Below are 25,631 nucleotides of genomic sequence, written 5' to 3' on the forward strand. Positions count from 1 at the left end.
TGACCCCCGTTTGCCCCATATGGTGTGCGCTCGCGTAATTCAGCTGCCAACTGAGGAAGTGGCACCCCCTCCTTCTCAAAATGAGCGTTAGCAATAACGTCTGGAAGGAGAGGGAATGAGCGAGGGAACCATGGGGGCGCCCGAGGGACGCTCCGCTGGGTGGATTGTTCCGAGGATTCTTATGGTCGTGGCGGCGCTGGGTTTTCTTGCCGCCTTCTTTCTTCCCTGGGCGTCCGCCAACGCCGAGTTTCGGGAGGCGGTGACGGCGGCACCGGACCTCGTGTTCTACGAGCCGACAGATATGACCGTTTCCGATGCCGTCGACATCTCACTCTTCGAGTATGCGCAGGTATATGGGTCCATGGGTTCCGGATGGCAAGTCTATATGGCAATCATGTACGCCGTGCTGGGGGCGTCTGCGCTGACGCTGCTGCTTGCCGCCTTCGGCAAGCCGATCGGGGCGGCGGTCGTAGGTGCGCTCGCGTTTGCGGGCTCGCGCCTGCTCGTGTGGGACTTTGGGGACAGGGGAGTCCTTCCCAGCAGCACTCACGACTGGGGCATGGCGGCAACGGTCTACATCCCCGCGTTCGTGGTGCTTCTTGTTGCGGCGGTGTGGCTGTTCGTTCTCAAGCGTCGGGCAAAGGCCGGCGCAAACGTATAGAGACGGGAGGCTCACGATGAGGAAGCTTGTGGGGATGGCGTGCGCGGCGGTCATGGCGCTGACGCTCGCGGCCTGCGGCGGCGGTTCGGCTGACGTGCCGGAGACGACCCAGCCGGAGGAGCAGCAGGAACAGCAGGTGCCACCTGAGGAAGCAACGACAGCAGAGGAGGAGCGGCCCGCCCCCGAGGCCGAAAGCGAGGCACCGGCCTCCTCCGCAGACTTCAGGGCAACGATGGACTCCTACGAGTCATTCATGAACGATTACTGCGACTTCATGGAGACGTACTCCAGCGACTCGGCGAACGCGGTGTCAATGTTCGCGGACTACACGACCATGATGGCGAAGTACGCCGACATGTCGGAGCAGATCGATGCCATCGATACGGAATCTCTCTCTGCCGACGACCTGGCCTATTACACCGAGGTCATGGGGCGCGTGTCCCAGCGGCTTGCGGAAGTTGGCCAATAGGCTCGCGAGAAGAACGGGCGAGACAGGGCGGGGTGGCTCCAAATCCGGGGTCGCCCCGCTTCTTTGATGGTCGGCATCTGCGACCGGCGGTCATCTCGCACGTGAGTTAGTATGCGCTTCGCAGGGAGAACCTGGTGTCATCCCAGATGAGCGTCAAAAGACTCAGGCAGATGCGCGTTTTCCGACGGCTCCGAAACCTATGCGCCACTGGTCCTAGAGTCCCAGCACCTCGCGCTTCTTGGCGTCGAACTCCTCCTGCGAGAGGATGCCAGCGTCGAGCAGGTCCTTGAGCTTCTTGAGTGCCTCGATCTGATCGTCAAGCGACGGCGTGGCGGCGCGCTCGGACGGTGCCGGGGTTGCCGTTGGCCGCGACGCGGCGGAGGCGTCCATCGGGCTGAGCGACTGCGCGAGGTTCATGCCAAAGAGCATCCCGCCCCCGTCCCCGAGGCCGTTGTCGCGCACTCCCTGGGCAATCATCTGCTGTGCGGCAACGTTGGCGGCACGCTGCGAGACGTCCTCGTATGCGCGAACGCCCATCTTCTTCTCGGAGAACTGGCGCACGAGCTCGCGCGACTGCTCGGAGAACTCGATGTTCTCAATGGCAACGGCCACGAGCTTGAGGCCAAAACGCTCGGGCCAGGTGCCAGCGTTCTCGTCTTCCGCCGCAATGGAAGCTGCGATCTCGTTGGTTTGCGACGGCAGCTGCGATACGCGGTAGTCAACGGAGAGCGAGTTCACGGCGGCGATGTAGGAGTTGAGGAACTCGGAGAGCAGCTGTCCTCTCGCCCTGGGGTCATCGAGCGTGTAGGACGTCACGTTGGCGGGAACGAAGTTTCGAACAAAGCGCTCGGCATCACACACGGCGACGGTGAAGCTGCCGTAGGAATAGATTTCGAGGTCGGTGCCATAGAAAAGGTCGTTGTAGGCCAGCGGGCCCCGGGTGCCAAACTTGAGGCCCCGAATCTCGCGCAGGTTGACAAACGCCACGCGCTTCTCGTCCTGGGACATTCCGGAGAAGCCGATGCGGTCCGCCGCCTGCCCAAGAAGAATCTTGCCCAGGCCCTTCTCGCGTCGGTCTCGCTCGTCAAAGACGCTCGCCTCGCCGTCTCGGTACTCAAATCCGCCTGGAGTGGTTATGACCTGCTCGATTCCCGCCTGGCTGAACACAAATGCCGCGGTGTTCTCGGGGACGAAGATTATCGAGCCGTTGGAGAGGATGTCCTCGGCGCCAAAGTTTCCGCCACGCCCGTTTTGGGCGTTCTTGCGGATGCCTGGGGAGACGATGGTGTGCTCGTCAAAGGGCGCTGCGGTGACGATGTCTTTCCATTGGTCTGCGAGGACTCCGCCGATGGAGTCAAACGCCGCGTCAAGAATACCCATGGCTGCTCCTAGATGGTCTGCTTCGTGTCACAGTACGGGCAGATGACGGTGCTCCCGGCACGCCCCGTGATGGGAGCGTGGCACCCCATGCACCTCTTGGTTACGGATGACGGGCGCTGGCTCGCACCGTTCTTGTCGGCAGGCTTCTTGCCCCCACCGAATATGGCACCGAAGGCGCCCTTGGCTCCGTCGACAAAGTCGGCGATTTCCGGTGGGAGAGTATCCTCGGGCTGAATGCTGGAGAGATTCCCCACGGCCGCGTTTCTGATTGCCTCCGCCCATCGCTCGGCGGAGCGCTTCGTGTTTGAGGGGAAGGTTACGGAGATGGTCTCGTCGGGGTAGACCACCTGGAGATAGTAGCTCTCGCGATATTTGGTTACGAGGGCCTGGGGCTCCTCCTGCGAGCCGCGAATCCTGCTGAGAGGGCAGCGCTTCACGAACTTTGAGCGCCTGAGGAGCTCCTGGGACATCGTTGTGACAAGAACGAGGTTTTGGTTGGTGAGCACGAGCTCGTCAAGGGTGGTGTCGTCATCGAGCTTGACCGACGCCTCCTGCATGATGACGAACTCGCCGGGCTCGAGGTTGTAGTCGTCCACGCTTCTTCCTCTCAATACCGAATGAGGCACCCTTCATGGTAGGAAGCAGGAGCTGCGGTTTCCTCAGTTGACAGCTGAGGAAACCAGGAGGGCTCGCTCTCACAATGTGACTGACTTGGGTTGCTTTCAGGCACAGCGTCAAGGGAGGCACGCATGAAGTGGGAGCCGGCGGGAAAGAATGCGCCCGGAGGAAAGAGGGGCAAGAAGAACAGGCTTCTGATTGCTGTTGCCGTGATCGCCGTCATTGCAATCATTGGCCGCATAGCGAGCTGCGGCGGTGGCGGTGGAGGCGGCAATGCGACTGAGAAGCTCGAGTGGCCAACGACTGGCCTGGCAACCGTGCTGCCCAAGCCGAACTCTGACAAGGGTGAGGTCGTCATCGACAACGACGATATGTTTGATGCCAACATTGATGGCTGGGCAAAGTCTGACTACGACGCATATGTCGAGCAATGCAAGGAGCGCGGATTCACGATCGAGGCATCGGACGGCGGAAGCACGTACGAAGCGTTCCTCGACGACGGTCATCACCTGAGGCTCATGTTCTATGACGGCATGGAACAAATGGATATTACGCTCGAGGCACCCATTGAGCTGGGTACCATCACATGGCCCACGGCTGGGGCGGGCGCCCTCGTGCCCGCGCCCACCTCGACGACGGGCAAAATCAACTCCGACAGTTCGACGCACTTCTCTGCGAGCGTGGGCGAGACGGGGCCCGAGGCGTATTCCTCATATGTCGAGGCGTGCATTGCCGCGGGGTTCAACGTTGACTACAACCGCGGTGACGATAGCTTTACTGCAGATAACGCCGCCGGTGCTCATGTGAGCGTCAGGTACGAGGGGTTTAGCGTCATGAGCGTGTCCGTCGACGCGCCCGAGGCTTCTGCCGAGCAGGCGGAGCAGCCCGTCGAGACGCCGGCGGAGCCCGAGGCGCCCGCCCCTACGGATGGGGCCCCTGCGGCACCGTCCGAGACCACCGCGGAGACTACGGGAACCACCTCTGACTTCCGGGCCATGGTGGATGAGTACGAGGCATTCATGAACTCCTACTGCGACTTTATGGAGACGTACAGCAGTGACTCCGGAAACGTCGTGAGCATGGCAATCGACTATGCCAGCATGATGGCTCAGTACGGAGACTGGGCAACGAAGATAGACGCCGTTGACGAGAGCGCGCTCAGCGCCGAGGACAACCAGTACTTCATTGATGCCCAGACCAGAATCAACCAGCGTCTGTGGAGCATCGGCCTAAGCGAGTAGCGCGCGACGAGAGGAACGTCGAGCGGGCCCGGGCGCCTTTGACGTGCGCCCGGGCCCGTCGCTCGGTCAGCCGTGGAAAAGTGACTGTCACTTTTCCACGCTAGCAGGTGGCGCCGCCGGTGACGTCCTTTGCCAGGATGGCCTCTTTGTCGATCGGGGCGGTCAGCAGCTTGTCCTGCACGTAGTCAAAGCCGAGGCGCGCGACGGTGTCGGCAAAGCGCTCGCCGCTCACGCCCTCGTCGCGGAAGAAGAGGATCGACCGCTCAACGACGTCCATGACCTCCTCCTCGCTGGTGAAGATCTTGTCCAGCGGGATGCCGTGGGCCGTCTTCTTGCCCCAGCGCCCGCCGATGTAGACCTTGCAGCCCGCAAGCCCCTCGGTCACGGCGCCAAACGGACAGCTGCCCACGCAGCGACCGCAGTGGTTGCACAGCGACTCGTCGATGGTGATCTTGCCGTCCGGCCCCACCTGTGCGTCTCCCATGGGGCATGCCTTCACCACCTGGCAGACCTTGCACGCGCGGCACTTCTCGAGGTCGACCTGCGGCACGCGCTGCCCGACGATGCCCAGGTCGTTGAGGTCGGGCTTGACGCACATGTTGGGGCAGCCGCCCACGGCGATCTTGAACTTGTGCGGCAACTCGATGCCGTGGTAGCCCACGTAGAAGCGCTCGTGCAGCTTCTCGGAGAGGTCAAAGGTGTCGATGAGGCCGTACTGGCAGGTGGTGCCCTTGCAGCTCACGACCGGGCGCACCTTGGAGCCGGTGCCGCCGGCGTCGAGGCCGTGGTCTTGCAGGAAGGCGATGCACGCGTCGATCTGCTCGTACTTGACGCCCTGAATCTCCAGCGTGAGGCGCGTGGTCATGGTGACCTCGCCGGAGCCAAAGCGCTCGGCGGCCTCGGCTACGACCTTCTGCTCTGCCGAGGTCAGCTTGCCGTTGCGCGTGATCACGCGCACGTTGAAGACGTCGTCAAAGCGCTTGTCCTGCAGGCATCCCAGGCCCTTGAGGCGCTTGATCTCCGCGGCGGGCAGCTTCGTGCCAGCCGGGCGCGGCACGCGGACCTCGTTGAACGTGATGCCACCCTCGAGTACGCGCGTGTTGGTGTAGCCGGCGGCCTTGAGGCGGTTCTGCGTAAAGTAGCCGCGCTTGCCCTTGGCGCACACGAGCAGGAGCTTCTCGTCCTTGGCATGGCCGGGCAGGCCATCCGCGCCGATCTTGGTGAGGTCGGCCCACTCCGCGCCAGGGATGGTGGGCGCAGGCAGCACGTCGATGACCTGGTAGTCCGCGGCGCCGCCGGCGGCGTACTCGGCCGGCGTGAAGCTCTCGAGCTCGCCTGCGAGCTTGTTCTCCAGGATATAGGCGGTCGTGACCAGCGGGTGGATGGCGGTCGAGAAGGGCGGTGCGTAGGAGAGGTCCATGAGGTCGAGGTCCTCGACGGCGAGCTTTTGGTAGAGCGCCGTCACCATCACGTCCACGACCTTGTCCACCGCGCCGGCACCGAGCGCCTGCACGCCGAGCAGGCGGTGCGTCGCGCGGTCCGCAATGAGCTTGATGAAAAAGCTCGAGGAGCCGGGGTAGTAGTGGGCCTTGTCGTCCACCACCGAGACCACGCCCACCGGGTCAAAGCCCGCTTCGCGCGCGGCCGCCTCGGTGAGGCCGGTGCGGCCACCGTTGAGCGATGGCAGCAGCCGCACCACGCCGGTTCCGAGCGCGCCGGGGTAGGCCGTCGGCGTGCCCGTGAGCGTGCGGGCGATCGCGCGACCGGCGATGTTGGCCGTCGATCCCATGGCGCTCCAGAACGGGAGCCCGGTGATGGCGTTCGTGACCTCGGCGCAGTCGCCGGCGGCGTAGACGTCCGGCAGGTTGGTGGCGCCGAACTCGTCCACGAGCACGCAGCCCTTGAGCGTCTCCACGCCGGAGCCCTCGAGCCAGCCGGTGTTGGGCCGGATGCCAATGGAGAGGACCACGAGGTCGGCCGGCAGCACGCCCGCGCCGGTCTCCACTCCCTCGGCCTTGCCGTCGCCAACGATGCCCTTGAGCGGGCACGACGTCATCACGCGCACGCCGGCGGCCTTGAGCTGGCGCTGGGCGAAGCCGGCCATCTCGGGGTCGAAGACGTTGGGCAGGATCTGCGGCATCGCGTCGATCACGGTGACGGAGAGGCCACGCGCGAGCAGGTTCTCGGCCACCTCCAGGCCGATGAAGCCGGCACCCACCACAACAGCGCGCCGCGCGCCCGCCTCGACGGCCGCGCGGATGGCCTCCGCGTCGTCCGGCGTGCGCACGGTGAAGACGCCGGGCAGGTCGGTCCCGGGCAGGCCGGCGGGCACAAACGGCGAGGCGCCGGTGGCGATGACGAGCTTGTCGTACTTCTCGCCGTGCTCGGAGCCGTCCTTCTCGCGCACCGTGACCTCGTGCGCGGCGGCGTCGAGCGCCACCGCCTCCACGCCCGTGCGCACCTCCACGCCGGTGAGCCCCGCGTAGGCGGCCGGCGTGTTCACGATGAGCTCGCCGCGGGTCTTGATGTCGCCGCCGATGTAGTAGGGCAGCCCGCAGCCCGCGTAGCTGATGTCCTCGCCCTTGGTGACAACGGTGACGTCTGCCGAGCGGTCGCAGCGCTTGAGCTTGGCCGCAACCTTGGTTCCAGCGGCCACGCCGCCGACGATCAGGTATCTCATGGTGTTCCTCTCCTCTTGCGTTGCCTCGCGCAGCGCGTCCAATTCCATGGTAGGCCGAGCTGGATGTCGTTGTCCTGGGATTTGCGGCAGCGGCGAGGTCTTGGTCGCGTGAGGTCTGAACGTGTTCGGCTGGGAGATGTCTGCAAAATAGCCCTCCAATCCATTTTCGGCCGGCGCCCGGAACAAAACCGCCCTTCGATCCATGGAAAAATGGGCTATCAGAGTGTCTTTCCGATTGCCGGCCGATCGGTCAACTGCGATTTTGTTCTGCAGCCTCGGCGAACGCTGCCGCATCGCCTCAAAACCTCATGGATCGAAGCTCGGTTTTGTTCTGTACGTCGGCCAAAAATGGATCGGAGGAAGATTTTGCAGGGTCGCCTGTCCCGACGCTGCGGTCTGGTTCGTCGGCGGTTTGCGCCTGACGTCGCTTGCTGCCAGAATGGCCTCGTCTAGCAGCGCGGGTGCCGGTCGTGCCGGAACGCCCGCAACGAGAGGAGATTCCCATGAAGGTTGCCATCCCCACCCTCGGCAAGGGTGGTCTGGACTGCGAGCGCTCCGGTCACTTTGGCCACTGCGACTGCTTCACCGTGGTCGATGTCGAAAACGGCGAGGTGGGCGCCGTGAGCGTCATCGATAACCCGCCCCACGAGGAGGGTGGCTGCATGCGTCCCGTGGCGCTGCTCGCCGAGAACGGCATCGACGCCATCGTTGCTGCCGGCATGGGCATGCGCCCCATGATGGGTTTCGCGCAGGCGGGCATCACCGTCTTCTTCGAGAACCAGACCCCGGGCGTGGGCGACGTCGCGCAGATGGCCGCCTCCGGAACCCTCCCCGTCATGGGCGAGGAGCACGCCTGTCATCACTAGCGTGTCCGATGCCCTGGTCATAGCCGGCTGTCTCTCAGGCGAGAGTGGCGACGCGGGCGTCATGGCCCTGGTTGACGAGCTTGGCGCGGCAGTCGGCGCCGACGTGACGCTGCGCGCCCGCACGGGCGGCAGGCCCGTGGGGCGGTCGCTGCCCGAGGTGCTGGTGGACCTGCGAGAGCGCGGCGCGCGGCGCGCGATCGTGGTGACCACGCACGTGGCCGACGGCCGCTTGCAGCGCGAGGCGGCCGCCGCCGTGCGCGCCGCCGCCTCCGGCTTCGACGAGCTCCGACTCGCCCCGCCTCTGCTCGCGGACGAGAAGGACCTGGCCGCCGTCGCCCGCGCGCTCGATATGGCGCTGCCCGCGTCCCCCGGCCGCGTCACCGTCCTTGCCGGACACCGCGGCGCCGAGTGCGAGGCCGCCCTCGCTCGGTTGGAAGCCGCGCTGCGCGACCGTGGTCGCGGCGACGTGCTGGTTGACACGCCCGAGCGTCTGTCGGCGCGCGTCTCGTCGAGTTCCGAGCGGCAGGTGCTCCTCGCCCCCTTCCTCATGGCCCTTGGCCATCACGCCATTCACGACGTGCTGGTCGAGCTCCGCGCGGAGCTGGAAGGCGCCGGCCTTGACGTGGCCCCTTGGCCGCACTCCTTGGCCGAGCTCCCCGCCATCCGCGCGCTCGTCGTCGACCACGCGCTCTGTCAGTTGGGGACAGTCCCCAACTGACAGAAAGGTTTTATGTAAATTGGGGACTGTCCCCAACTAACAGACTCGCCCGACAGAGAGGGATCGCCCATGAAGCTCGTCATCGCCTCAGATATCCACGGCGCCGCTGACGCCTGCGCCCGGCTCATGTCCGCCATCGAGGCGGAGTCTCCCGATCGCGTGGTCCTTCTGGGCGACCTGCTCTATCACGGACCGCGCAACGACCTCCCCGCGGACTATGCGCCAAAGCGCGTGATAGAGATGCTCAACTCCATCGCTGACCGCGCGATCGCCGTGCGAGGCAACTGCGAGGCCGAGGTCGACCAGATGGTCCTCAACTTCCCCTGCATGGCCGACCACAACATCCTGGTCGACCCCACCGCAGACGGCGACCCGTACACGCTCTTCCTCACGCACGGCCATGTCTACGGCCCCGGGTATCACAACAGCGTGGACGCATGGCCCACGCTTCCCGAGCGCTCGGCCCTGGTTTATGGCCACACGCACATCAAGGTGAGCGAGAAGAACGAGGAGCGCGGAGCGTGGGTCTTCAACCCCGGCTCCGTGGGCATCCCCAAGGACGGTTCGGCCAGCTATGGCGTCTACGAGAACGGGCACTTTGAGCATCGCCTGCTGTAGGCCCGTCCCTCCTCAACTCCACACGTCAAAAAATCTCATATGTGGAGACTTAGATAATGTATAGAATCGAAGCGCATGGGGGATAAACTCCACCGTACAGAAAAGGAATCACGCGAGAGGGGCGCGCACGCGGCCCCGCGCAGGAAAAGGAGAGCAACCATGGGCAAGATTCTTGGTATCGACCTGGGCACCACCAACTCCGCGATGGCGGTCCTCGAGGGCGGCGAGCCCACGATCATCGTCAACGCCGAGGGCGACCGCACCACCCCGTCCGTCGTCGGCTTCCGCGCCGACGGCGACCGCATCGTGGGCAAGGCGGCCAAGAACCAGGCTGTCACCAACCCCACCAACACCGTCTTCTCGATCAAGCGCTTCATGGGCCGTCGCTACGACGAGGTTGGCTCCGAGCTCAAGACCGTCCCGTACAAGGTCAAGTCCGGCACCGGTTCCCGCGCCGTCGTGGAGATCGAGGGCGAGGACTTCACCCCGGAGCAGATCAGCGCCATGATCCTCTCCAAGATGAAGGCCGACGCCGAGAAGTACCTCGGCGAGCCCGTCACCGACGCCGTCATCACCGTCCCGGCCTACTTCAACGACGCTCAGCGCCAGGCCACCAAGGACGCCGGCAAGATCGCCGGCCTCAACGTCCAGCGCATCGTCAACGAGCCCACCGCCGCGGCGCTCGCCTACGGCCTCGACAAGAAGGGCATCGACCAGAAGGTCCTGGTCTTCGACCTGGGCGGCGGCACCTTCGACGTGTCCCTGCTCGACCTCGCCGACGGCGTCGTGGAGGTCCTCGCCACCAACGGCGACAACCACCTCGGCGGTGACGACTGGGACCAGCGCGTCATCGACTGGCTGGCCGACAAGTTCCAGGCAGACAACGGCATCGACCTGCGCAAGGACCCGATGGCCCTGCAGCGTCTGAAGGAGGCCGCGGAGAACGCCAAGAAGGAGCTCTCCTCCGCCCAGCAGGCCCAGATCAACCTGCCCTTCATCACCGCTGACGCCACCGGCCCCAAGCACCTCGACTACACGCTGACCCGTGCCGAGTTCGAGCGCATCACCCGCGACCTTCTCGACCGCTGCAAGGGCCCCGTCACCAAGGCGCTTCACGACGCCAACCTGCAGCTCTCCGAGGTCAACGAGGTCATCCTCGTCGGCGGCTCCAGCCGCATGCCCGCTGTTCAGGAGCTCGTCAAGCAGATGACCGGCAAGCAGCCCAACATGTCCGTGAACCCGGACGAGGTCGTGGCCGACGGCGCCGCCGTCCAGGGCGGCGTCCTCACCGGTGACGTCTCGGGCATCCTGCTGCTCGACGTCACCCCGCTGTCGCTGGGCGTCGAGACCATGGGCGGCGTCATGACCAAGATGATCGACCGCAACACCACGATCCCCACGTCCAAGACTGAGATCTACTCCACGGCGGCCGACAACCAGACCTCCGTCGAGATTAACGTCCTGCAGGGCGAGCGCGAGATGGCCGCGGACAACAAGTCCCTCGGCAAGTTCAACCTCACCGGCATCCCGGCCGCCCGCCGCGGCGTGCCGCAGATCGAGGTCACCTTCGACATCGACGCCAACGGCATCGTGAAGGTCACCGCCAAGGACAAGGCCACTGGCAAGAGCCAGCAGATCACCATCTCCGGCTCCACTGCGCTCTCCGACGACGAGGTCGATCGCATGGTCAAGGACGCCGAGGCCCACGCCGAGGAGGACAAGAAGCACAAGGACGAGATCGAGATCCGCAACCAGGTCGACAGCCTCGCCTACTCCACTGAGCAGACCCTCAAGGACCTGGGCGACAAGGTCCCGGCCGACCAGAAGAAGGCCGCCGAGGACGCCGTGGCCGAGGCCAAGAAGGCCCTCGACGGAACCGACGTCGACGCCATCCGCGCCGCGGGCGACAAGCTCCAGGAGGTGGGCCACAAGCTCGCCGAGGTCGTCTACTCCGCCACGCAGGACCAGGCCGCTCAGGGCGGCGCCAGCGCGCAGGGCGGCTCCGCGGACGACGTGGTGGACGCCGACTACGAGGTCGTTGACGACGACAAGAACAACTAGCTCGGGGCCGGCGCAACGTACTTGAGATCGGGGGCGGCCGCGGCTTCGCGACCGCCCCTTCGCAGAAGGTGGCAAGGGGAGCGCCCCTTGACCCATCGGAATGTTTGAGGAGGGTGACGTGAAGGTGCCCATCGAGGTAGAGGACGAGAAGAACAAGGCCGTGGAGCCCGAGGAGACGGAGTCCGTCGAGAACACGTCGGCCGAGCCGACGGAGGCAGAGGACGGGGTCGATGCCGAGGCCGCGGCCGTCGAGCCGGAGGATCCTGGCGACAAGGACGAGGAGGCCGAGGAGCGCGCCCGCGTCGAGGCCGCCATCCGCGCCGGCGAGGAGGCCGCGGAGCGCGAGCTCGCGGCCGACGCCGGCAAGCTCCGCGAGGAGCGCGACGAGCTCCAGAAGAAGCTCTCCGACGTCGAGGACCAGATCGAGGCGGCGAAGAAGGAGGCCTCCGAGGCCACCGATCGCATGCTGCGCCTCCAGGCCGACTGGGAGAACTACCGCCGCCGTACGGCAGCCGAGCGCCTCGCCGAGAAGGAGCGCGCGGCCGAGGGGCTGGTCACCAACCTGCTCCCCGTGATCGACGACATCGAGCGCGCCATCGAGCACGCCGGCGCCACGGAGGACAACGATCAGCTCAAGCAGTTCGTCGACGGCGTGAGCGCCGTGCACGCGAAGATGCTGAGCGTGCTTTCCAAGGAGGGCGTCGAGCCCATCGACCCGGCGGGGAAGGCCTTCGACCCGCTTGCCCACCAGGCCGTCGGTCGCGTGGAGGACAAGGACGCGTTTGACGAGACCGTCGCGCAGGTCTACCAGAAGGGCTACAAGATGGGCGAGAAGGTCATCCGCGCCGCCATGGTGACGGTGACCTACGGCGGCCCCAAGCGCCCCGCGGAGCCTGAGGCCGAGGAGGAGTAGCCCTTCGCGCCCGGACGCGCCTGTGAATTGGGGACAGTCCCCAATTCACATAAATGTTTTCTATAAATTGGGGCCTGTCCCCAATTCGCACACCGAGAGGAGGCTCGTGCAACATGGCAGGTAAGCGAAGCTACTACGACGTGCTCGGCGTCAAGCGCGACGCCTCTGACGATGAGATCAAGAAGGCGTTTCGCAAGCTCGCCGCCAAGTACCACCCCGACGCGGGCGGCGACGAGCAGAAGTTCAAGGAGGTCAGCGAGGCGTACACCACCCTCTCCGACCCGCAGAAGCGCCGCGAGTACGACCAGCTGCTGATGTTTGGCGGCATCCCGGGCGCCGACTTCGGCGGCTCGGGCGGCCGCGGACGCTACACCTACACCACCAACGTGGGCGGTGACTGGTCCGACATCTTCAACAACATGCGAGGCGGCGACGGCGGCTTCGGCGGGTTTGACTTCTCGTCGATTTTCGGCGGCGCCGCGGGGGCGCGCGCCGCGAGTAACCGGCCGACCAAGGGCAGCGACCTCACCATGTCCGTGGACGTGTCCGCCGAGGAGGCCTTCCGCGGCGCCACGCGCAAGGCCACCTATCGCGTCCCCTCGACGGGCGAGGAGCAGACCCTCACCATCAAGATCCCCGCGGGCGCGGTGGACGGCGGCAAGCTGCGCTACCGCGGCCGCGGCGAGTATGGCACCAACGGCGGCGACCGCGGCGACCTCGTGATCACCACGCACGTGGCCGAGCACCCGCTCTTCAAGCGCGACGGGGCCGACGTCCGCATGGACCTGCCCGTGAGCGTCTTCGAGGCCGCCCTCGGCGCGACGGTGGACGTGCCCACGCCCGACGGAACCGAGGTTCGCCTCAAGGTTCCCGCAGGCACGCAGGACGGCAAGACCTTCCGCTTCCGTGACCTGGGCGCCCCCAACGTCAAGCGCAAGGGCTCGCGCGGCGCGCTCTACGTAACCGTCCGCGTGAAGGTCCCCACGATGCTCACCAAGAAGGAGCGTGACGCTCTCGAGGCGCTGCGCGACGCCGACGCACGCGACTATCGCGAGGAGGTCAATCGCTATGGCACGAGGTCGTGACGAGGCCAGCGAGGGAACCGGGCGCGACAAGCCCCTCTACATGATTAGCGTGGCCGCCGAGCTCACCGGCATGCACCCCCAGACCCTGCGCGTCTATGAGCAGAAGGGCCTGGTGACGCCCGGGCGCTCGCGCGGCAACACACGCCTGTACTCGCAGTCCGACATCGACCGGCTCAACCTCATCTCAAAGCTCACCGACGAGGGCATCAACCTCGCGGGCGTGGTCCGCATCCTCGACATGCGCGAGCGCATGCTCGAGCGCGAGGACGAACTCGAAGAGCTTCGTCGCCGCGTGCGCCAGCTCGAAGACGAGGTCCACGAGTTCCGCATGCAGGAGAAGATCACGGCGCTCGCCCGCTACGACGGGCAGGGCAGCCCCGAGCAGGTCATGCGCCGCCTCCTCCTCAACGGCGCCCCAGGCGAGAAGAACGAGAAGTAGCGGCACCCCATTCGTCGAGGCGTCTTCCGCGGCGACGGCAAAACCCTTTGTGGAGACTCCGTGTGCCATTCCGTAGGATAGAGCTACGGAAGGAGGAGTCGTGGACGCAAAGCTCGCCAAGCTCATAGAGATTCTGCGTGACGAGGGGCAGATCAGCCCCGCCGAGCTCGCCCGACGTCTTGACGTGAGCGTGCGGACGGTCCGCACCTACGTGAGCCGTGCGAACGACCTGCTCACGCGCGCGGACGCCCAGGGCGGGGATGGTGCGCGGCCCATGGTCGCCTCCCGCCCCAAAGGCGGCTCGTCCTCCTCCCGAGGCCGCATCGAGATGCGCAGCTCATCGGTCTATCGTCTCGAGGGCGTCGACCCCTCGCGCATCGACGAGCTGCTCGGGCGCAGCGGCTCGGAGGGCTCGCGTGCGGGGGAGGCCGTTCCCGCCACCTCGGAGCAGCGCGTCGCATACCTCATGAACGACCTGCTCTACCGCGCGGGCTGGATTACCATCGACGACCTCGCGCAGATTCTCTATGTCTCCCGCGTCACGGTGAGCGACGAGCTCAAGGAGGTCGAGCGCCGCCTCGCGCGATTCGACCTCGCCCTCGAGCGCCGCCCGCGCTACGGCATTCGCGTCACCGGGCCCGAGCTCAAGCGGCGGCTGTGCCTCGCTGCCGTCGCCGCGAGCGGGCACAGCGCGGCATCCGACGCCTCGCTCGCCTCGAGCGAGGTCGTCACCGTCATCGACGAGTGCGTGCGCGAGGCCACGCGTCGCAACAACTTCCAGGTCAATGCCCTCGCCCATCAGAACCTAATCGTCCACATCGCCGTGGCTGTCGCACGCATCAGGGAGGGCTGCTATGTCCCCATGCCCGAGGAGCAGCTCGACAGGATTCGCTCCACGCATGAGTTCTCCGTCGCGCGCGATGTCGCGGCGCTCGTGGAGGCCCGCTTCGGCGTGGCGCTTCCCGAGGAGGAGGTCGCCTACATCGCGATCCACCTGGCCGGACGGCAGCGCCTGTACTTCTCCGCAGACGCCCCGGAGAACGACCTCGTCATTTCGGACGAGGTGTGGGACGTCGTCGCGCGCATGATCGAGCACGTGTGGACCGTCCTGCGCTTCGACTTTCGCGACGACCTCGAGCTGCGCATGAACCTCGCGCAGCACGTGACTCCGCTCGCGGTGCGCCTGCGCTTTCACATGCGCATGGACAACCCGCTGCTGTCGGACATCAAGAACCGCTACCCGCTCGCCTGGACCATGGCGGTCGAGGCGAGCGCCGTGCTCGCCGATGCCTACGACGCTCGGCTCAGCGACGAGGAGATCGGCTACGTCGCGCTGGCGTTCGAGCTTGCCCTCGAGCGCCAGAAGGGCGGCCCTTCGCGCAAGAACATCCTCATCGTCTGCGCCTCCGGCGCGGGAAGCGCGCGCCTGCTCGAGAACCGCTATCGCAGGGAGTTCGGCGCCTACCTCGACCGCATCGAGACCTGCGACGTGGGCGGCGTCGACGCCGTCGACCTCACGGACATCGACTACGTCTTCACCACGGTGCCCCTGGCGCACCCGCTCCCCGTTCCCGTCCGCGAGGTCGGCTTCTTCCTAGACGAGGGAGACCTCCATCTCGTGCGCGAGGCGCTCGAGGTGAGCCCCCGCCCGCAGGGCGTCGAGTCCTACTTCGACGAGCGCCTGTTCTTCTCGCATCTTGCTGCGAGGGACAAGAAGGAGGCGATCGAGCGCCTCTGCGCCCTCGTCGCCGAGCGCCGCGAGGTTCCGGAGGGCTTTGCGAGGCTCGTCTGGGAGCGCGAGAACGCGGCCCCCACAGCCTTTGGCAACAACGTGAGCATGCCCCATCCCGCGAGGCCGTGCACGCCCGACACGTTCGTCGCCGCGGCAATCCTCGACAGGCCCGTCCTCTGGGCACCCGAGGTCTGGGTGCAGGCGATCTTTCTCGTGAGTATCTCGACAAGCGCCGAGAAGAACCTCCAGGGGTTCTACGACAGGATTTCACGCCTCCTTCTGAGTAAAGAGGACATTCAGACGCTGATCAGCCAGCGGGACTTCACCACCCTGCTGGAGCTAGTGAACCGGTGAACACGCACGCATCATGACGAAAGGAGGAACGATGGACGAGAGCAAGTACGAGAACGCCATGCAGATCATCCTGCACGCGGGTAACGCCAAGTCTGCCGCGCTCATGGCGGTTGACGATGCGGCCGAGGGAGACTTCGGTGCGGCGAGGGAGCATCTCGCGGAGGCTCAGAGAGAGATGCACGAGGCGCATGACACCCAGCTCTCCCTCATCCAAGGGGAGGCCAACGGCGAGGGCGTCGAGGTGAACATCATCCTCGTGCACGCTCAGGACCACCTGAGCATGGCGATTACGGCAAGCGACGTGGCCGAGCGCATGGTCGAGATGTACGAGCGCATGGCCCGAATCGAGTCGGGAAAGTAACGGGACCGACCAGAGTGGAGCATCGGGGTCGATCCCGAGCAGAAAGAGGAGCTGAGCTATGAACATCATGCTGGCATGCGCCGCAGGAATGTCGACGTCCCTGGTGGTAAGCAAGATGCGTGAGGCCGCCGAGAGCCAGGGCAAGGACTACAAGATCTGGGCAGTCGAGCAGGGGCAGGTGGAGTCGGAGCTCGGCAACTTCGACGTCCTGCTCCTGGGGCCCCAGATTCGCCACATGGAGCGCAGGCTTGCCAAGGTGGTCGGGGACGCTGCCCCGGTCGCCGTCATCAACCCGATGGCCTATGGTCGCTGCGACGGAGCCGCCGTGCTCAAGCAGGCCGAGGAGCTCGTGGCTGCCGGCAGGTAGCGCCTGACGGAGCCCGACGCTCCGGGCACACATCAAGACAACCCATCGTACGTCCATGACGCTCTGAAAGGAGTGATACCCCATGCTTGACAAGTTTACGGACCTCATGGAGCGCATCCTGACTCCCGTTGCTGACTTCATGAACGGGAACAAGTACGTGGTGGCAATTCAGAAGGCGTTTACTACCTACACCCCCATCGTCATCACCGGCTCGTTTGCGTTCATGCTGAACCTCATGCTCTGCTCCACCTCGAGCGGGCTCGCCCAGTTCGCGGGATTCGAGTGGCTTGCGAACTACGCCAACATCTTCAGCACGGTCAATTACGCCTGCATCTCCTGCATGGCCCTCTGGATCGCATTCCTTGTCGCCTACTCCATTGGCGAGCAGGATGGGCAGAAGCCGCTCATCTGCGGTCTCATCTCGGTGGTCTGCTTCATCACCGTGCTCGACCCCGAGAACATCGCCGGCAGCCTCGATGCCTCCGCCCTCTTCCTGGCATTTTTCGTGGGCATCGGGTCGATGGCGATCTTCAACGGCCTCATGCGCTTCGAGCGCATCAAGATTAAGCTGCCCGAGTCCGTTCCCGAGATGATTGCCAACAGCTTCAACGCGCTCATCCCAGCCTTCATCACGATCATGCTCTTTGGCGTGTTCGCGGGCGTCCTGTATGCCGCCACGGGGACGTTCATCAACTCGATCATCTACACGGTGATTCAGATTCCGTTCAACCAGGCCATCGGCACGCAGATTGGCGTGAGCATCATCACCGTTCTCTCCCAGCTGCTGTGGTGGATGGGCATTCACGGTCACATGGCCATGAACGCCGTCGCTAAGCCCGTGCGCACCGCGGCTCTTGCCGCCAACATCGCCGCCGTCGCATCCGGCGCGCTTCCCCCCGAGTTCTACACCCTCGCCTTCGTCCACCTGTTCATGAACCTGGGCGGATCCGGCATCGTCATCTCGCTCGCGCTGGCAATCCTCGCGTTCTCCAAGCGAGCCGACTACCGCGAGGTCACGAAGCTTTCCTTCGTGCCGCTGCTCTTTGGCATCTCTGAGCCGATGGTGTTCGGCCTTCCCATTATGCTCAACCCCACCTTCTTCTTCCCCTTCGTGCTGGTGCCCCTCGTCACCTGCAACATCGGCTATTACGCCATCACCTCCGGGTTCCTGACCTCCGCCTACGTCGAGTCGATCGCCGGTGCGCCCATGTTCCTGCAGCAGTTCCTGGCCTTCAGCGGTCAGTGGCAGGCCCTGCTCATGGTCGTCGTCGTTATTGCCGTCGCGTTCGTGCTCTACGCTCCCTTCGTGCTCGTCTCCAACAAGCAGTACGAGCGCGAGCAGGCCGAAGCGGCCAAGATCGAGGCGTAAGAAGCCCCCCTAGCGGGCGGGTCGCCTCTCCCCGACGCCCGCCCCCCCCGCGCCCCGCGGCAGTTCTGCCGCGGGGCGCCTCACCAGACTCCGCAACCATCGAAGCCCGCGGACGGCGGGCGGACAAGGAGATGCCATGAACGCTTCAATCGAGGCGGATGCCGCCATCGAGGCGGGCGGCTCGCGCCGGCTCGTCGCGACGGACTCGGAGTGCTCGGCGGTCGCCAAGGGCATGCCCGAGGGGTTCCTCTGGGGCGGCGCCGTCGCCGCCAACCAGGTCGAGGGAGCCTACCTCGAGGACGGCAAGGGCCTCTCGATCGCCGACGTGCAGACCGCGGGCGCCCATGGCGTTCCCCGCGAGATTCACGACCACGTGCACGAGGGCGTCTACTACCCGAACCAGGAGGGCATCGACGGCTACCATCGCTACAAGGAGGACGTCGCCCTCTTTGCCGAGATGGGCTTTACCTGCCTGCGCACCTCGATCAGCTGGGCACGCATCTTCCCGAACGGGGACGACGCCGAGCCCAACGAGACGGGGCTTGCCTTCTACGACGCCGTCTTCGACGAGATGTGCGCCAATGGAATCGAGCCCGTTATCACGCTCTCTCACTACGAGATGCCGCTTCGGCTCGTGACCGAGTACGGGTCGTGGAGAAACCCTCGCCTCATCGACTTCTTCGTGCGCTTCTGCGAAACGGTCTTCAGGCGCTATCGCGACAAGGTGCGCTACTGGATGACCTTCAACGAGGTCAACGAGACGATGAACAAGCTCACGCCGTTCAACCAGGCGGGACTCATCTTCTCCGAGGGCGAGAACGCCAACGAGGTCAAGGTGCTGGCCAGCCACAACATGTTTCTCGCCTCGGCGCGCGCCGTGGCGCTCGGGCACCAGATCAATCCCGACTTCAAGATCGGCTGCATGGTGCAGTATCCCACCACCTACGCTAAGACCTGTCGCCCCGAGGACGTCATCGCCCGCCGCCTAAACATGATGCCCAACTACTACTACACCGACGTCATGGTGCGCGGCCGCTATACCAACCTCTGCCGCGCCCAGCTCAGGCGCCTCGGCGTCGAGTTTGAGGTGAGCGAGGAGGACGCCGCCACGCTCGCCGCCGGCACCGTCGACTACATCGCCTTCAGCTACTACTTCTCGTCCGTGGCGTCGAGCGAGAATGGTGACGACCTGCTCGTCGAGCGCAAGAACCCCTACCTCGACCGAACCGACTGGGGCTGGCCCATTGACGCGGTGGGCCTGCGCGTCGCCCTGAACGAGCTCTACGACCGCTATCAGGTCCCGCTCTTCGTGGTCGAGAACGGCCTCGGCGCGGTGGATGAGCCCGACGAGCGCGGCTACGTCGAGGACGACTACCGCATCGACTTCCTGCGCCGCCACATCGTCCAGATGGAGCGCGCCGTCAACGACGACTTCGTCGAGCTCATCGGGTACACCTCGTGGGGGCCCATCGACCTCATCTCGGTGGGGACGGGCGAGATGAAGAAGCGCTACGGCTTCATCTACGTCGATCGCGACGACCGCGGCAGGGGCACGCTCGCCCGCAGCAAGAAGAAGAGCTTTGACTGGTACCGCCAGGTCATAGCGTCAAACGGCCGCGTTCTGTAAGCGTCGGGACGGGGCGTCCGCGAGCGCCCCGCCCTTCTCCTCACGCTTATATAATCTATCATGGAGACGCTTAGATTTGCGTATAAGGCCCCGCTCGCCGGGTATAACTGCCTGTGATAAACAGCAGACCCAAGAAGGGGGCAACCATGAGACTCGACAAGTGGGCCGTCACGGCCCAGGAGGCGCTGCAGGCGGCTGTCGGCATCGCAACCGACGCAAACGCGGGGCAGCTCATGCCCGTTCACGTGCTCAAGGCGCTGCTGAGCTCCGGCGAGCACAACATCCGTGCCATCATCGAGCGCGTGGGCGCGGACCCGGCCTCGATCGAGGCCCAGACAGACGAGGCCATCGCACGCCAGCCGCGCGTCTCCGGTGACACCGCGCAGATGGGCATGGCGGACGCCACCGTGCGCGTGGGCAACGCCGCGGAGAAGCTCGCCGCCAAGATGGGTGACTCCTACGTCACCTCCGAGCACCTGCTCTGCGCGCTTGCCGACGACAAGACGGACGCCGGCTCGGTCCTCAAGGCCGCCGGCGTCACGGCCAAGCGCGTCGAGGAGGCGTACAACACCCTGCGCGGCGACGAGCGCGTGACCAGCCAGGACTCCAAGCCGGAGTTCGAGGCGCTCGAGAAGTACGGCCGCAACATCACCGACCTCGCCCGCCAGGGCAAGCTCGACCCCGTGATCGGCCGCGTGGAGGAGATCCGCCGCACCATCCAGGTCCTCAGCCGTCGCACCAAGAACAACCCGGTGCTCATCGGCGAGCCGGGCGTGGGCAAGACCGCCATCGTGGAGGGCCTCGCCCAGCGCATCGTGAGCGGCGACGTCCCTTCGACCCTGCGCGACAAGGACCTCGTGGAGCTTGACATGTCCGCCCTGGTGGCCGGCGCCAAGTACCGCGGCGAGTTCGAGGACCGCCTCAAGTCCGTGCTCAAGGAGGTCGAGAAGTCCGACGGCCGCATCATCCTGTTCATCGACGAGCTGCACACCATCGTGGGAGCGGGCGCCACGGAGGGCTCCATGGATGCCGGCAACATCCTGAAGCCGGCTCTCGCGCGCGGCACGCTGCACGCCATCGGAGCCACGACGCTCGACGAGTATCGCAAGTACATCGAGAAGGACGCGGCGCTCGCCCGCCGCTTCCAGACCGTCATGGTCTCGGAGCCCACCGTCGAGGACACCATCTCGATCTTGCGCGGTCTCAAGGAGCGCTACGAGCAGCACCACCGCGTGCGCATCACGGACTCCGCGCTCGTGTCCGCAGCGGACCTCTCCAACCGCTACATCTCGGACCGCTTCCTTCCGGACAAGGCCATCGACCTGGTGGACGAGGCGGCGAGCCGCCTGCGCATGGAGCTCGACTCCATGCCGGCGGACATCGACGCCGTGGATCGCCAGCTCACGCAGATGCAGATCGAGGAGCAGGCCCTCATGAAGGAGGAGGACGCCGCCAGCAAGGAGCGCCTCGAGACCCTGCGCGGCGAGATCGCCACCACCCGCGAGAAGCTCGACGGCATGAAGGCCAGCTGGGAGAACGAGAAGGGCGCCATCGACCGCGTGCAGGACCTCAAGTCCAAGATCGAGGACGCCAAGGTCGAGATGGAGCGCGTGACCCGCGAGGGCGACCTCGCGCGCGCCTCCGAGCTGCGCTACTCCACCATCCCCGGGCTCCAGCGCGAGTACGAGGAGGCGGAGGCCGCCCTCACCGCCAAGCAGGAGGCCGGGGGGCTCCTCAAGGAGGAGGTTACCTCCGAGGAGATCGCCGAGGTCGTGAGCTCGTGGACGGGCGTGCCGGTCTCCAAGATGATGCAGGGCGAGATGGACAAGCTCAAGAACCTCGAGTCCGAGCTGCACAAGCGCGTGGTGGGCCAGGACGAGGCCGTCTCGGCCGTGGCCGCCGCCGTGCGTCGCAGCCGCGCGGGCCTCTCCGACCCCAACCGTCCCATCGGCAGCTTCTTCTTCCTCGGCCCCACCGGCGTGGGCAAGACCGAGCTCGCCAAGGCGCTCGCCGAGTGCCTCTTCGACGACGAGCGCGCGCTCGTGCGCATCGACATGTCCGAGTACATGGAGAAGTTCAGCGTCCAGCGCCTCATCGGCGCGCCCCCGGGATACGTGGGCTACGACGAGGGCGGCCAGCTCACCGAGGCCGTGCGCCGCAGGCCCTACTCCGTCATCCTGCTCGACGAGATGGAGAAGGCGCACCCCGACGTCTTCAACATCTTGCTGCAGGTGCTCGACGACGGCCGCCTCACCGACGGTCAGGGCCGCGTGGTGAGCTTCAAGAACACGATCATCATCATGACGTCCAACGTCGGCAGCCAGTTCATCGCCGGCGTGAGCGCCTCGAGCGACCCGGACGAGGTCCAGCGCCAGGTCAACGACGCCCTGCGTCAGACCTTCAAGCCGGAGTTCCTCAACCGCATCGACGACGTGGTGGTCTTCCACGCCCTCGGCCTTGCCGACATCGAGCGGATCGTGGACATCCAGCTGCGCGACGTCCGCTCCCGCCTCGACCGCGACCGCATCCAGCTCGAGCTCACGCCGAGCGCCAAGCAGTCGCTCGCCCTCGACGGCCTTGACCCGGTCTACGGCGCGCGCCCGCTCAAGCGCCTCATCCAGCGCCAGGTCGTGGACAACGTCGCCAACCTCATCATCGAGGGCTCGCTCGGCGAGGGCGACGTGGTTCGCATCGACGTGGGTCCCGACGAGCGTCTGTTCGCCACCCGCGACGACGCCGCCTCCGAGCGACGCCGCTCGGGCGCGCAGCCCGCGCCCGACGACGAGCCCATCGAGCCCGACGCCATGGAGTAGCCCAAAAGGGGCGAGGGAGCAGTTCCCCCGCCCCTTTTTCTGGGTAGGATAGTGTCACGTTCAACGGATGGTTGGAGGGGGCATGGCGGTCTCAGGCGAGAAGAGCGGGCGAGACGAGAAGGACCTGCGGGACGAGACCGTCGCGATCCCCGCCGACCCGGACGCCACGGTGCTGGCCGACGCCGCGCCCGCCGACCCGGACGCCACGGTGCTGGCCGACGCCGCGCCGACCACGATGCTTGATGACGGCCTGCCCACGACCGTGGTGCCGCGCGATGACGCCGCCCCGACGACCGCCCTCGACGCGGGCGACGGGATCGACGCCCTGGATGACCCGTACTTCTCGCCCGCCGCTCCCGAGGACCTCACGTCCGTCCGCGAGCCGATGGTCTCCATCCCCTCGCCGGTCCAGAGCCTTCCCGAGCGCAAGCGGCGCCTGCCGGCCTGGGCGATCGCCCTCATTGTCGCCGTGCTGCTCGCCCTAGGCGGGGGCGTGGCGTACTACACCTACGACCAGGAGCTCTGGGGCGGCAAGACCGTCCCTGCGGTCCTCGGCATGACGCAGGAGGAGGCGACCGCCCTGCTCGAGGGGATGGGGTTTGTCGTGAACGTCGAGCCGGTCGTCTCGGATGATGACCACGGTACGGTTCTGTCGTGCAGCCCTGATCCGGGCGTGCGCGCCGACCCCAAGGACGGGGTCACGCTCGGCGTCTCCTCCGAGCGCGTCGTCCCCAAGGTCGTGGGCCTTGACGAGGAGGCCGCGCGCGAGGCGCTTCTCGCCGCGGGCGCCCAGAACATCCAGGTCAGCTCCGAGGGCTCGAGCCAGCCCGCGGGCACGGTGATCTCCGTGACCCCCGGCGAGGGCGAGCCGTTTTCCGCGGAGGATCTCGTGACGCTCGTCGTGGCGCGCGCCTACACCGTGCCGGACGTCCTCGGCAAGTCGCTCGAGGAGGCGCTCTTTGACCTCGAGCAGGCCGGGCTCACCGGTACCGTCTCCTATGTCGACTCTACCTCCGAGGGCGGCACCGTCATCGAGACGGTCCCGGGCGTGGGGACCCAGATCGCCGGCGGCTCCGCCGTCGAGCTGCGCGTCGCCGTGGCCTATCCGGACGAGGCCTATGACCTCATGGCCTACTTCGGCGTGCCCTCCGAGGCGCTCTCGACCTATCTCACCCAGAGCGGCTACACGCTCGAGTACGGCGAGCTCTATGCGTCGGGCGGCAACGCCCACGCGGCCTGGTCGGGCTCGCGCGGCGACCTCCTGCAGATCTCCAACTACCCCGAGACCGGCCACTATGCCGGAGGCTCGCAGGTCGACGTCCTCGCGCAGGGCGCTGGCGTGGGAGGCGTGCGCTACGCGTTCTCGGCCGACACGCTCCCGACCGGCGGCGGCAGCGTGTCCGAGGAGGGCCTGCGCGCCGTCATGGCCGCGTGCGGGCTCGAGGGGCTGGAGGACGCCTGCACCCAGGACGACATCGTGGCGCCCGGCGTCAACGAGAAGAAGACGGAGGAAGAGCCTGCGGACGAGGAGCCCTCCGGGGACGCGGGGAATGAGGGCGCCCCCGAGGCGCCCAAGAGCGAGGCGGGCGAGGACGGGGGGCAGGCTGCGGCCGAGCAGACCAGCTCGCCGAGCTTCATCTGCGGCTGCGGGCGGCAGGACGGCTACGTCTGGGCCGTCATCATCGGCGGGCGCGGGGAGAGCACGAGCGTCGTGGCGCTTGTCGCCCCGTCGGCGCACTTCGACACCGTTGACCTGTCGCCGTTTGGCGGCAGCGTCTGCGACTACATTGCCTACATCGACCTGTACACGGGGTGAGACATGGACGAGAAGAACGCGAAGAACGAGAAGAGCGCGAAGCTCGACCCCAGGGAGCGTCCTGACAAGGAGTTCGTCCGGGCCGAGAACGAGGACGACGACGGGTACGACCCCTACTCCGACCGCAGGCCGGAGCCCGAACCGCTCTTCGAGCGCGACCCCTGGGCGTGACGTGCGGAGAGCGCCTCGGGAGGTGCCGCGTGCCTAGCTCGTGGCACCCCAGTTGGTCTGCATGTAGCCCCACAGGTAGTAGACCACGATGGCCAGGATGGCGAGGACAAAGACCAGCGCGATGAAGGTCTTCACGCGCGTCTTGCGCTCCCGCGAGACAAAGATGTCCCGGCGCCCCTTGGGGATCTCGAGATACTGGCCGTAGTGGAGGTCGCGGCGGAGCTGCTGCCCCTCGGTGCGGGAGCGCCGGTAGGCGCGGCCCGAGAGCGCCCCGCCGGGGGCGGTGTACCCGGAATCGTGCGTGACGGGGATGCTCTGCTCCTCGTCTTCGGCAAGGTCGTCGATGGGCTCGACGCTGCGGCGCGGCGGGCGCGTGCGAACGAAGGGCGCGGGCGAGGGGACCTGGTCGACCCCGTCATTGGCGCTCTGGGCGCCCTCGACGCTTCCGACCTCGGTGTTCTCCAGCTCGTTCTCGTTGGCCATGGTGCCTCCTGCCGGGTGCGAACAGCAATGCACCAATTCTATTCCAGCGCAGGCGTCCTGCCATCCCTCAGGACGAAACTATACAAACCGTAAGAAAGGTCGTGCCGCGCGCTCTTCTCGGCACTTCTCGTCCCTCGAAGGGATTCAGCAATATCTAAGTAAGGTCGACTTAGATATGGTGAGCATGTGTCGCTCAGAAAACATTGGTTCTAGCGTATAAAGACGGGCGATGGGGGAACAAGAAGAAGTGAGCAACGGGTGCAAGGCACCAATCACAAGGGAGTGATCGATTATGGCAAGCATGGTTCCGTATGATCGTTACACGCGCGCGCTTCGCAACTGGCCGTTTGATGCGCTCGACAGCTTCTTCGACGCGCCGTTCGCCCCGCTTTCCTCCACGGCGGCGAGCTTCAAGATGAACGTCGAGGACGCGGGCGACAAGTACGTGGTCACCGCCGAGCTTCCTGGCGTCAAGCGCGAGGAGATCGACGTCGAGCTCAACGAGGGCCGTCTCTCCGTCTCCGTTGACAAGAAGGAGACCGAGGAGGAGAAGGGTAAGAACTACCTCTACAAGGAGACCTCGGACTGGAGCGCCACGCGCGGCGTCTATCTCAAGGACGCGGCCGTCGCCGGCCTCTCCGCCAAGCTCGAGGGCGGCGTCCTCACGGTCAACGTCCCCAAGCAGGTCGAGAAGACCAACGTCACCAAGGTCTCCATCGACTAGCCTTCAGCCGCAGAGCGTTCATACTGGGCCGGCGCCTTCGGGCGTCGGCCCTTTTGCGCCGCGCC

23 protein-coding genes are annotated in these 25,631 nt (G+C 66.0%); 19 read left to right on the forward strand and 4 right to left on the reverse strand.

What is annotated here, in order from left to right; all coding sequences use genetic code 11:
- Nucleotides 1-115: 115 nt before the first annotated feature.
- Complete coding sequence (locus B5F85_RS01910; protein ID WP_087313847.1) at nucleotides 116-661, forward strand: hypothetical protein; 546 nt, start codon at nucleotides 116-118, stop codon at nucleotides 659-661.
- Nucleotides 662-677: 16 nt separating this feature from the next.
- Complete coding sequence (locus tag B5F85_RS01915) at nucleotides 678-1,130, forward strand: DUF6591 domain-containing protein (RefSeq protein WP_087313849.1); 453 nt, start codon at nucleotides 678-680, stop codon at nucleotides 1,128-1,130.
- A 213-nt stretch (nucleotides 1,131-1,343) separates the two neighbouring features.
- Here the strand turns inward: B5F85_RS01915 and B5F85_RS01920 are convergent, their stop codons facing one another.
- Both B5F85_RS01920 and B5F85_RS01925 read right to left on the reverse strand, forming a co-directional pair.
- On the reverse strand, nucleotides 1,344-2,510 hold the full coding sequence (locus tag B5F85_RS01920) for an SPFH domain-containing protein (RefSeq protein WP_087313851.1): 1,167 nt from the start codon (nucleotides 2,508-2,510) through the stop codon (nucleotides 1,344-1,346).
- 8 nt (nucleotides 2,511-2,518) lie between these two features.
- A complete protein-coding gene (locus B5F85_RS01925; protein WP_087313853.1) occupies nucleotides 2,519-3,106 on the reverse strand; it encodes a hypothetical protein in 588 nt (195 codons plus the stop codon).
- Nucleotides 3,107-3,259: 153 nt separating this feature from the next.
- On the opposite strand from B5F85_RS01925, the gene B5F85_RS01930 reads away from it, so the two are divergent.
- Nucleotides 3,260-4,369, forward strand: a complete 1,110-nt coding sequence (locus tag B5F85_RS01930; protein WP_087313855.1) for a DUF6591 domain-containing protein — start codon at nucleotides 3,260-3,262, stop codon at nucleotides 4,367-4,369.
- Between the two features lie 100 nt (nucleotides 4,370-4,469).
- Here the strand turns inward: B5F85_RS01930 and B5F85_RS01935 are convergent, their stop codons facing one another.
- Nucleotides 4,470-7,049, reverse strand: a complete 2,580-nt coding sequence (locus tag B5F85_RS01935) for an FAD-dependent oxidoreductase (RefSeq protein ID WP_087313857.1) — start codon at nucleotides 7,047-7,049, stop codon at nucleotides 4,470-4,472.
- Nucleotides 7,050-7,552: 503 nt separating this feature from the next.
- On the opposite strand from B5F85_RS01935, the gene B5F85_RS01940 reads away from it, so the two are divergent.
- The 15 genes from B5F85_RS01940 to B5F85_RS10635 all read left to right on the forward strand — a co-directional run bounded on the left by B5F85_RS01940 (nucleotide 7,553) and on the right by B5F85_RS10635 (nucleotide 24,359).
- Nucleotides 7,553-7,915 (forward strand): NifB/NifX family molybdenum-iron cluster-binding protein, encoded by a 363-nt coding sequence (locus B5F85_RS01940; RefSeq protein ID WP_087313860.1) that lies wholly within the window; start codon nucleotides 7,553-7,555, stop codon nucleotides 7,913-7,915.
- A 61-nt stretch (nucleotides 7,916-7,976) separates the two neighbouring features.
- Nucleotides 7,977-8,633: a sirohydrochlorin cobaltochelatase gene (locus tag B5F85_RS01945; RefSeq protein WP_143786113.1), complete on the forward strand. Its 657-nt coding sequence runs from the start codon at nucleotides 7,977-7,979 to the stop codon at nucleotides 8,631-8,633.
- Nucleotides 8,634-8,702: 69 nt separating this feature from the next.
- A complete protein-coding gene (yfcE, locus tag B5F85_RS01950) occupies nucleotides 8,703-9,251 on the forward strand; it encodes a phosphodiesterase (protein WP_087313863.1) in 549 nt (182 codons plus the stop codon).
- A 159-nt stretch (nucleotides 9,252-9,410) separates the two neighbouring features.
- Complete coding sequence (gene dnaK, locus B5F85_RS01955; RefSeq protein ID WP_087313865.1) at nucleotides 9,411-11,312, forward strand: molecular chaperone DnaK; 1,902 nt, start codon at nucleotides 9,411-9,413, stop codon at nucleotides 11,310-11,312.
- 118 nt (nucleotides 11,313-11,430) lie between these two features.
- On the forward strand, nucleotides 11,431-12,225 hold the full coding sequence (gene grpE, locus B5F85_RS01960) for a nucleotide exchange factor GrpE (RefSeq protein WP_239386585.1): 795 nt from the start codon (nucleotides 11,431-11,433) through the stop codon (nucleotides 12,223-12,225).
- Nucleotides 12,226-12,338: 113 nt separating this feature from the next.
- Nucleotides 12,339-13,310 carry a J domain-containing protein gene (locus tag B5F85_RS01965; RefSeq protein ID WP_087313869.1) on the forward strand — a complete coding sequence of 324 codons (972 nt, stop codon included), beginning with the start codon at nucleotides 12,339-12,341 and terminating at the stop codon, nucleotides 13,308-13,310.
- Nucleotides 13,294-13,749, forward strand: coding sequence for a MerR family transcriptional regulator (locus B5F85_RS01970; RefSeq protein ID WP_087313871.1), 456 nt, complete (start codon nucleotides 13,294-13,296; stop codon nucleotides 13,747-13,749). The genes B5F85_RS01965 and B5F85_RS01970 overlap by 17 nt, the downstream gene beginning before the upstream one ends.
- 100 nt (nucleotides 13,750-13,849) lie before the next feature.
- Nucleotides 13,850-15,835 (forward strand): PRD domain-containing protein, encoded by a 1,986-nt coding sequence (locus tag B5F85_RS01975; RefSeq protein ID WP_087313873.1) that lies wholly within the window; start codon nucleotides 13,850-13,852, stop codon nucleotides 15,833-15,835.
- 31 nt (nucleotides 15,836-15,866) lie between these two features.
- Nucleotides 15,867-16,196, forward strand: a complete 330-nt coding sequence (locus tag B5F85_RS01980) for a PTS lactose/cellobiose transporter subunit IIA (protein WP_072373544.1) — start codon at nucleotides 15,867-15,869, stop codon at nucleotides 16,194-16,196.
- A 58-nt stretch (nucleotides 16,197-16,254) separates the two neighbouring features.
- Nucleotides 16,255-16,563: a PTS sugar transporter subunit IIB gene (locus tag B5F85_RS01985; RefSeq protein WP_087313875.1), complete on the forward strand. Its 309-nt coding sequence runs from the start codon at nucleotides 16,255-16,257 to the stop codon at nucleotides 16,561-16,563.
- Between the two features lie 82 nt (nucleotides 16,564-16,645).
- Nucleotides 16,646-17,932 (forward strand): PTS transporter subunit EIIC, encoded by a 1,287-nt coding sequence (locus B5F85_RS01990; protein ID WP_087313877.1) that lies wholly within the window; start codon nucleotides 16,646-16,648, stop codon nucleotides 17,930-17,932.
- Between the two features lie 136 nt (nucleotides 17,933-18,068).
- On the forward strand, nucleotides 18,069-19,559 hold the full coding sequence (locus B5F85_RS01995) for a 6-phospho-beta-glucosidase (RefSeq protein ID WP_343203475.1): 1,491 nt from the start codon (nucleotides 18,069-18,071) through the stop codon (nucleotides 19,557-19,559).
- A 146-nt stretch (nucleotides 19,560-19,705) separates the two neighbouring features.
- Nucleotides 19,706-22,372, forward strand: coding sequence for an ATP-dependent chaperone ClpB (gene clpB, locus B5F85_RS02000; protein ID WP_087313879.1), 2,667 nt, complete (start codon nucleotides 19,706-19,708; stop codon nucleotides 22,370-22,372).
- An 82-nt stretch (nucleotides 22,373-22,454) separates the two neighbouring features.
- A complete protein-coding gene (locus tag B5F85_RS02005) occupies nucleotides 22,455-24,188 on the forward strand; it encodes a PASTA domain-containing protein (RefSeq protein WP_143786114.1) in 1,734 nt (577 codons plus the stop codon).
- Between the two features lie 3 nt (nucleotides 24,189-24,191).
- Nucleotides 24,192-24,359, forward strand: a complete 168-nt coding sequence (locus tag B5F85_RS10635) for a hypothetical protein (RefSeq protein ID WP_158094541.1) — start codon at nucleotides 24,192-24,194, stop codon at nucleotides 24,357-24,359.
- Nucleotides 24,360-24,392: 33 nt separating this feature from the next.
- Here B5F85_RS10635 and B5F85_RS02010 read toward each other — a convergent pair whose 3' ends face one another.
- Entirely contained in the window at nucleotides 24,393-24,842 is a 450-nt protein-coding gene (locus B5F85_RS02010; RefSeq protein ID WP_087313884.1) for a hypothetical protein, read from the reverse strand.
- A 292-nt stretch (nucleotides 24,843-25,134) separates the two neighbouring features.
- Here B5F85_RS02010 and B5F85_RS02015 point away from each other — a divergent pair, with 292 nt between their 5' ends.
- A complete protein-coding gene (locus tag B5F85_RS02015; RefSeq protein ID WP_087313886.1) occupies nucleotides 25,135-25,566 on the forward strand; it encodes an Hsp20/alpha crystallin family protein in 432 nt (143 codons plus the stop codon).
- Nucleotides 25,567-25,631: the final 65 nt, after the last annotated feature.

The sequence above is a fragment of the Olsenella sp. An293 genome (assembly GCF_002159495.1).
Taxonomy (GTDB): Bacteria; Actinomycetota; Coriobacteriia; order Coriobacteriales; family Atopobiaceae; genus Thermophilibacter.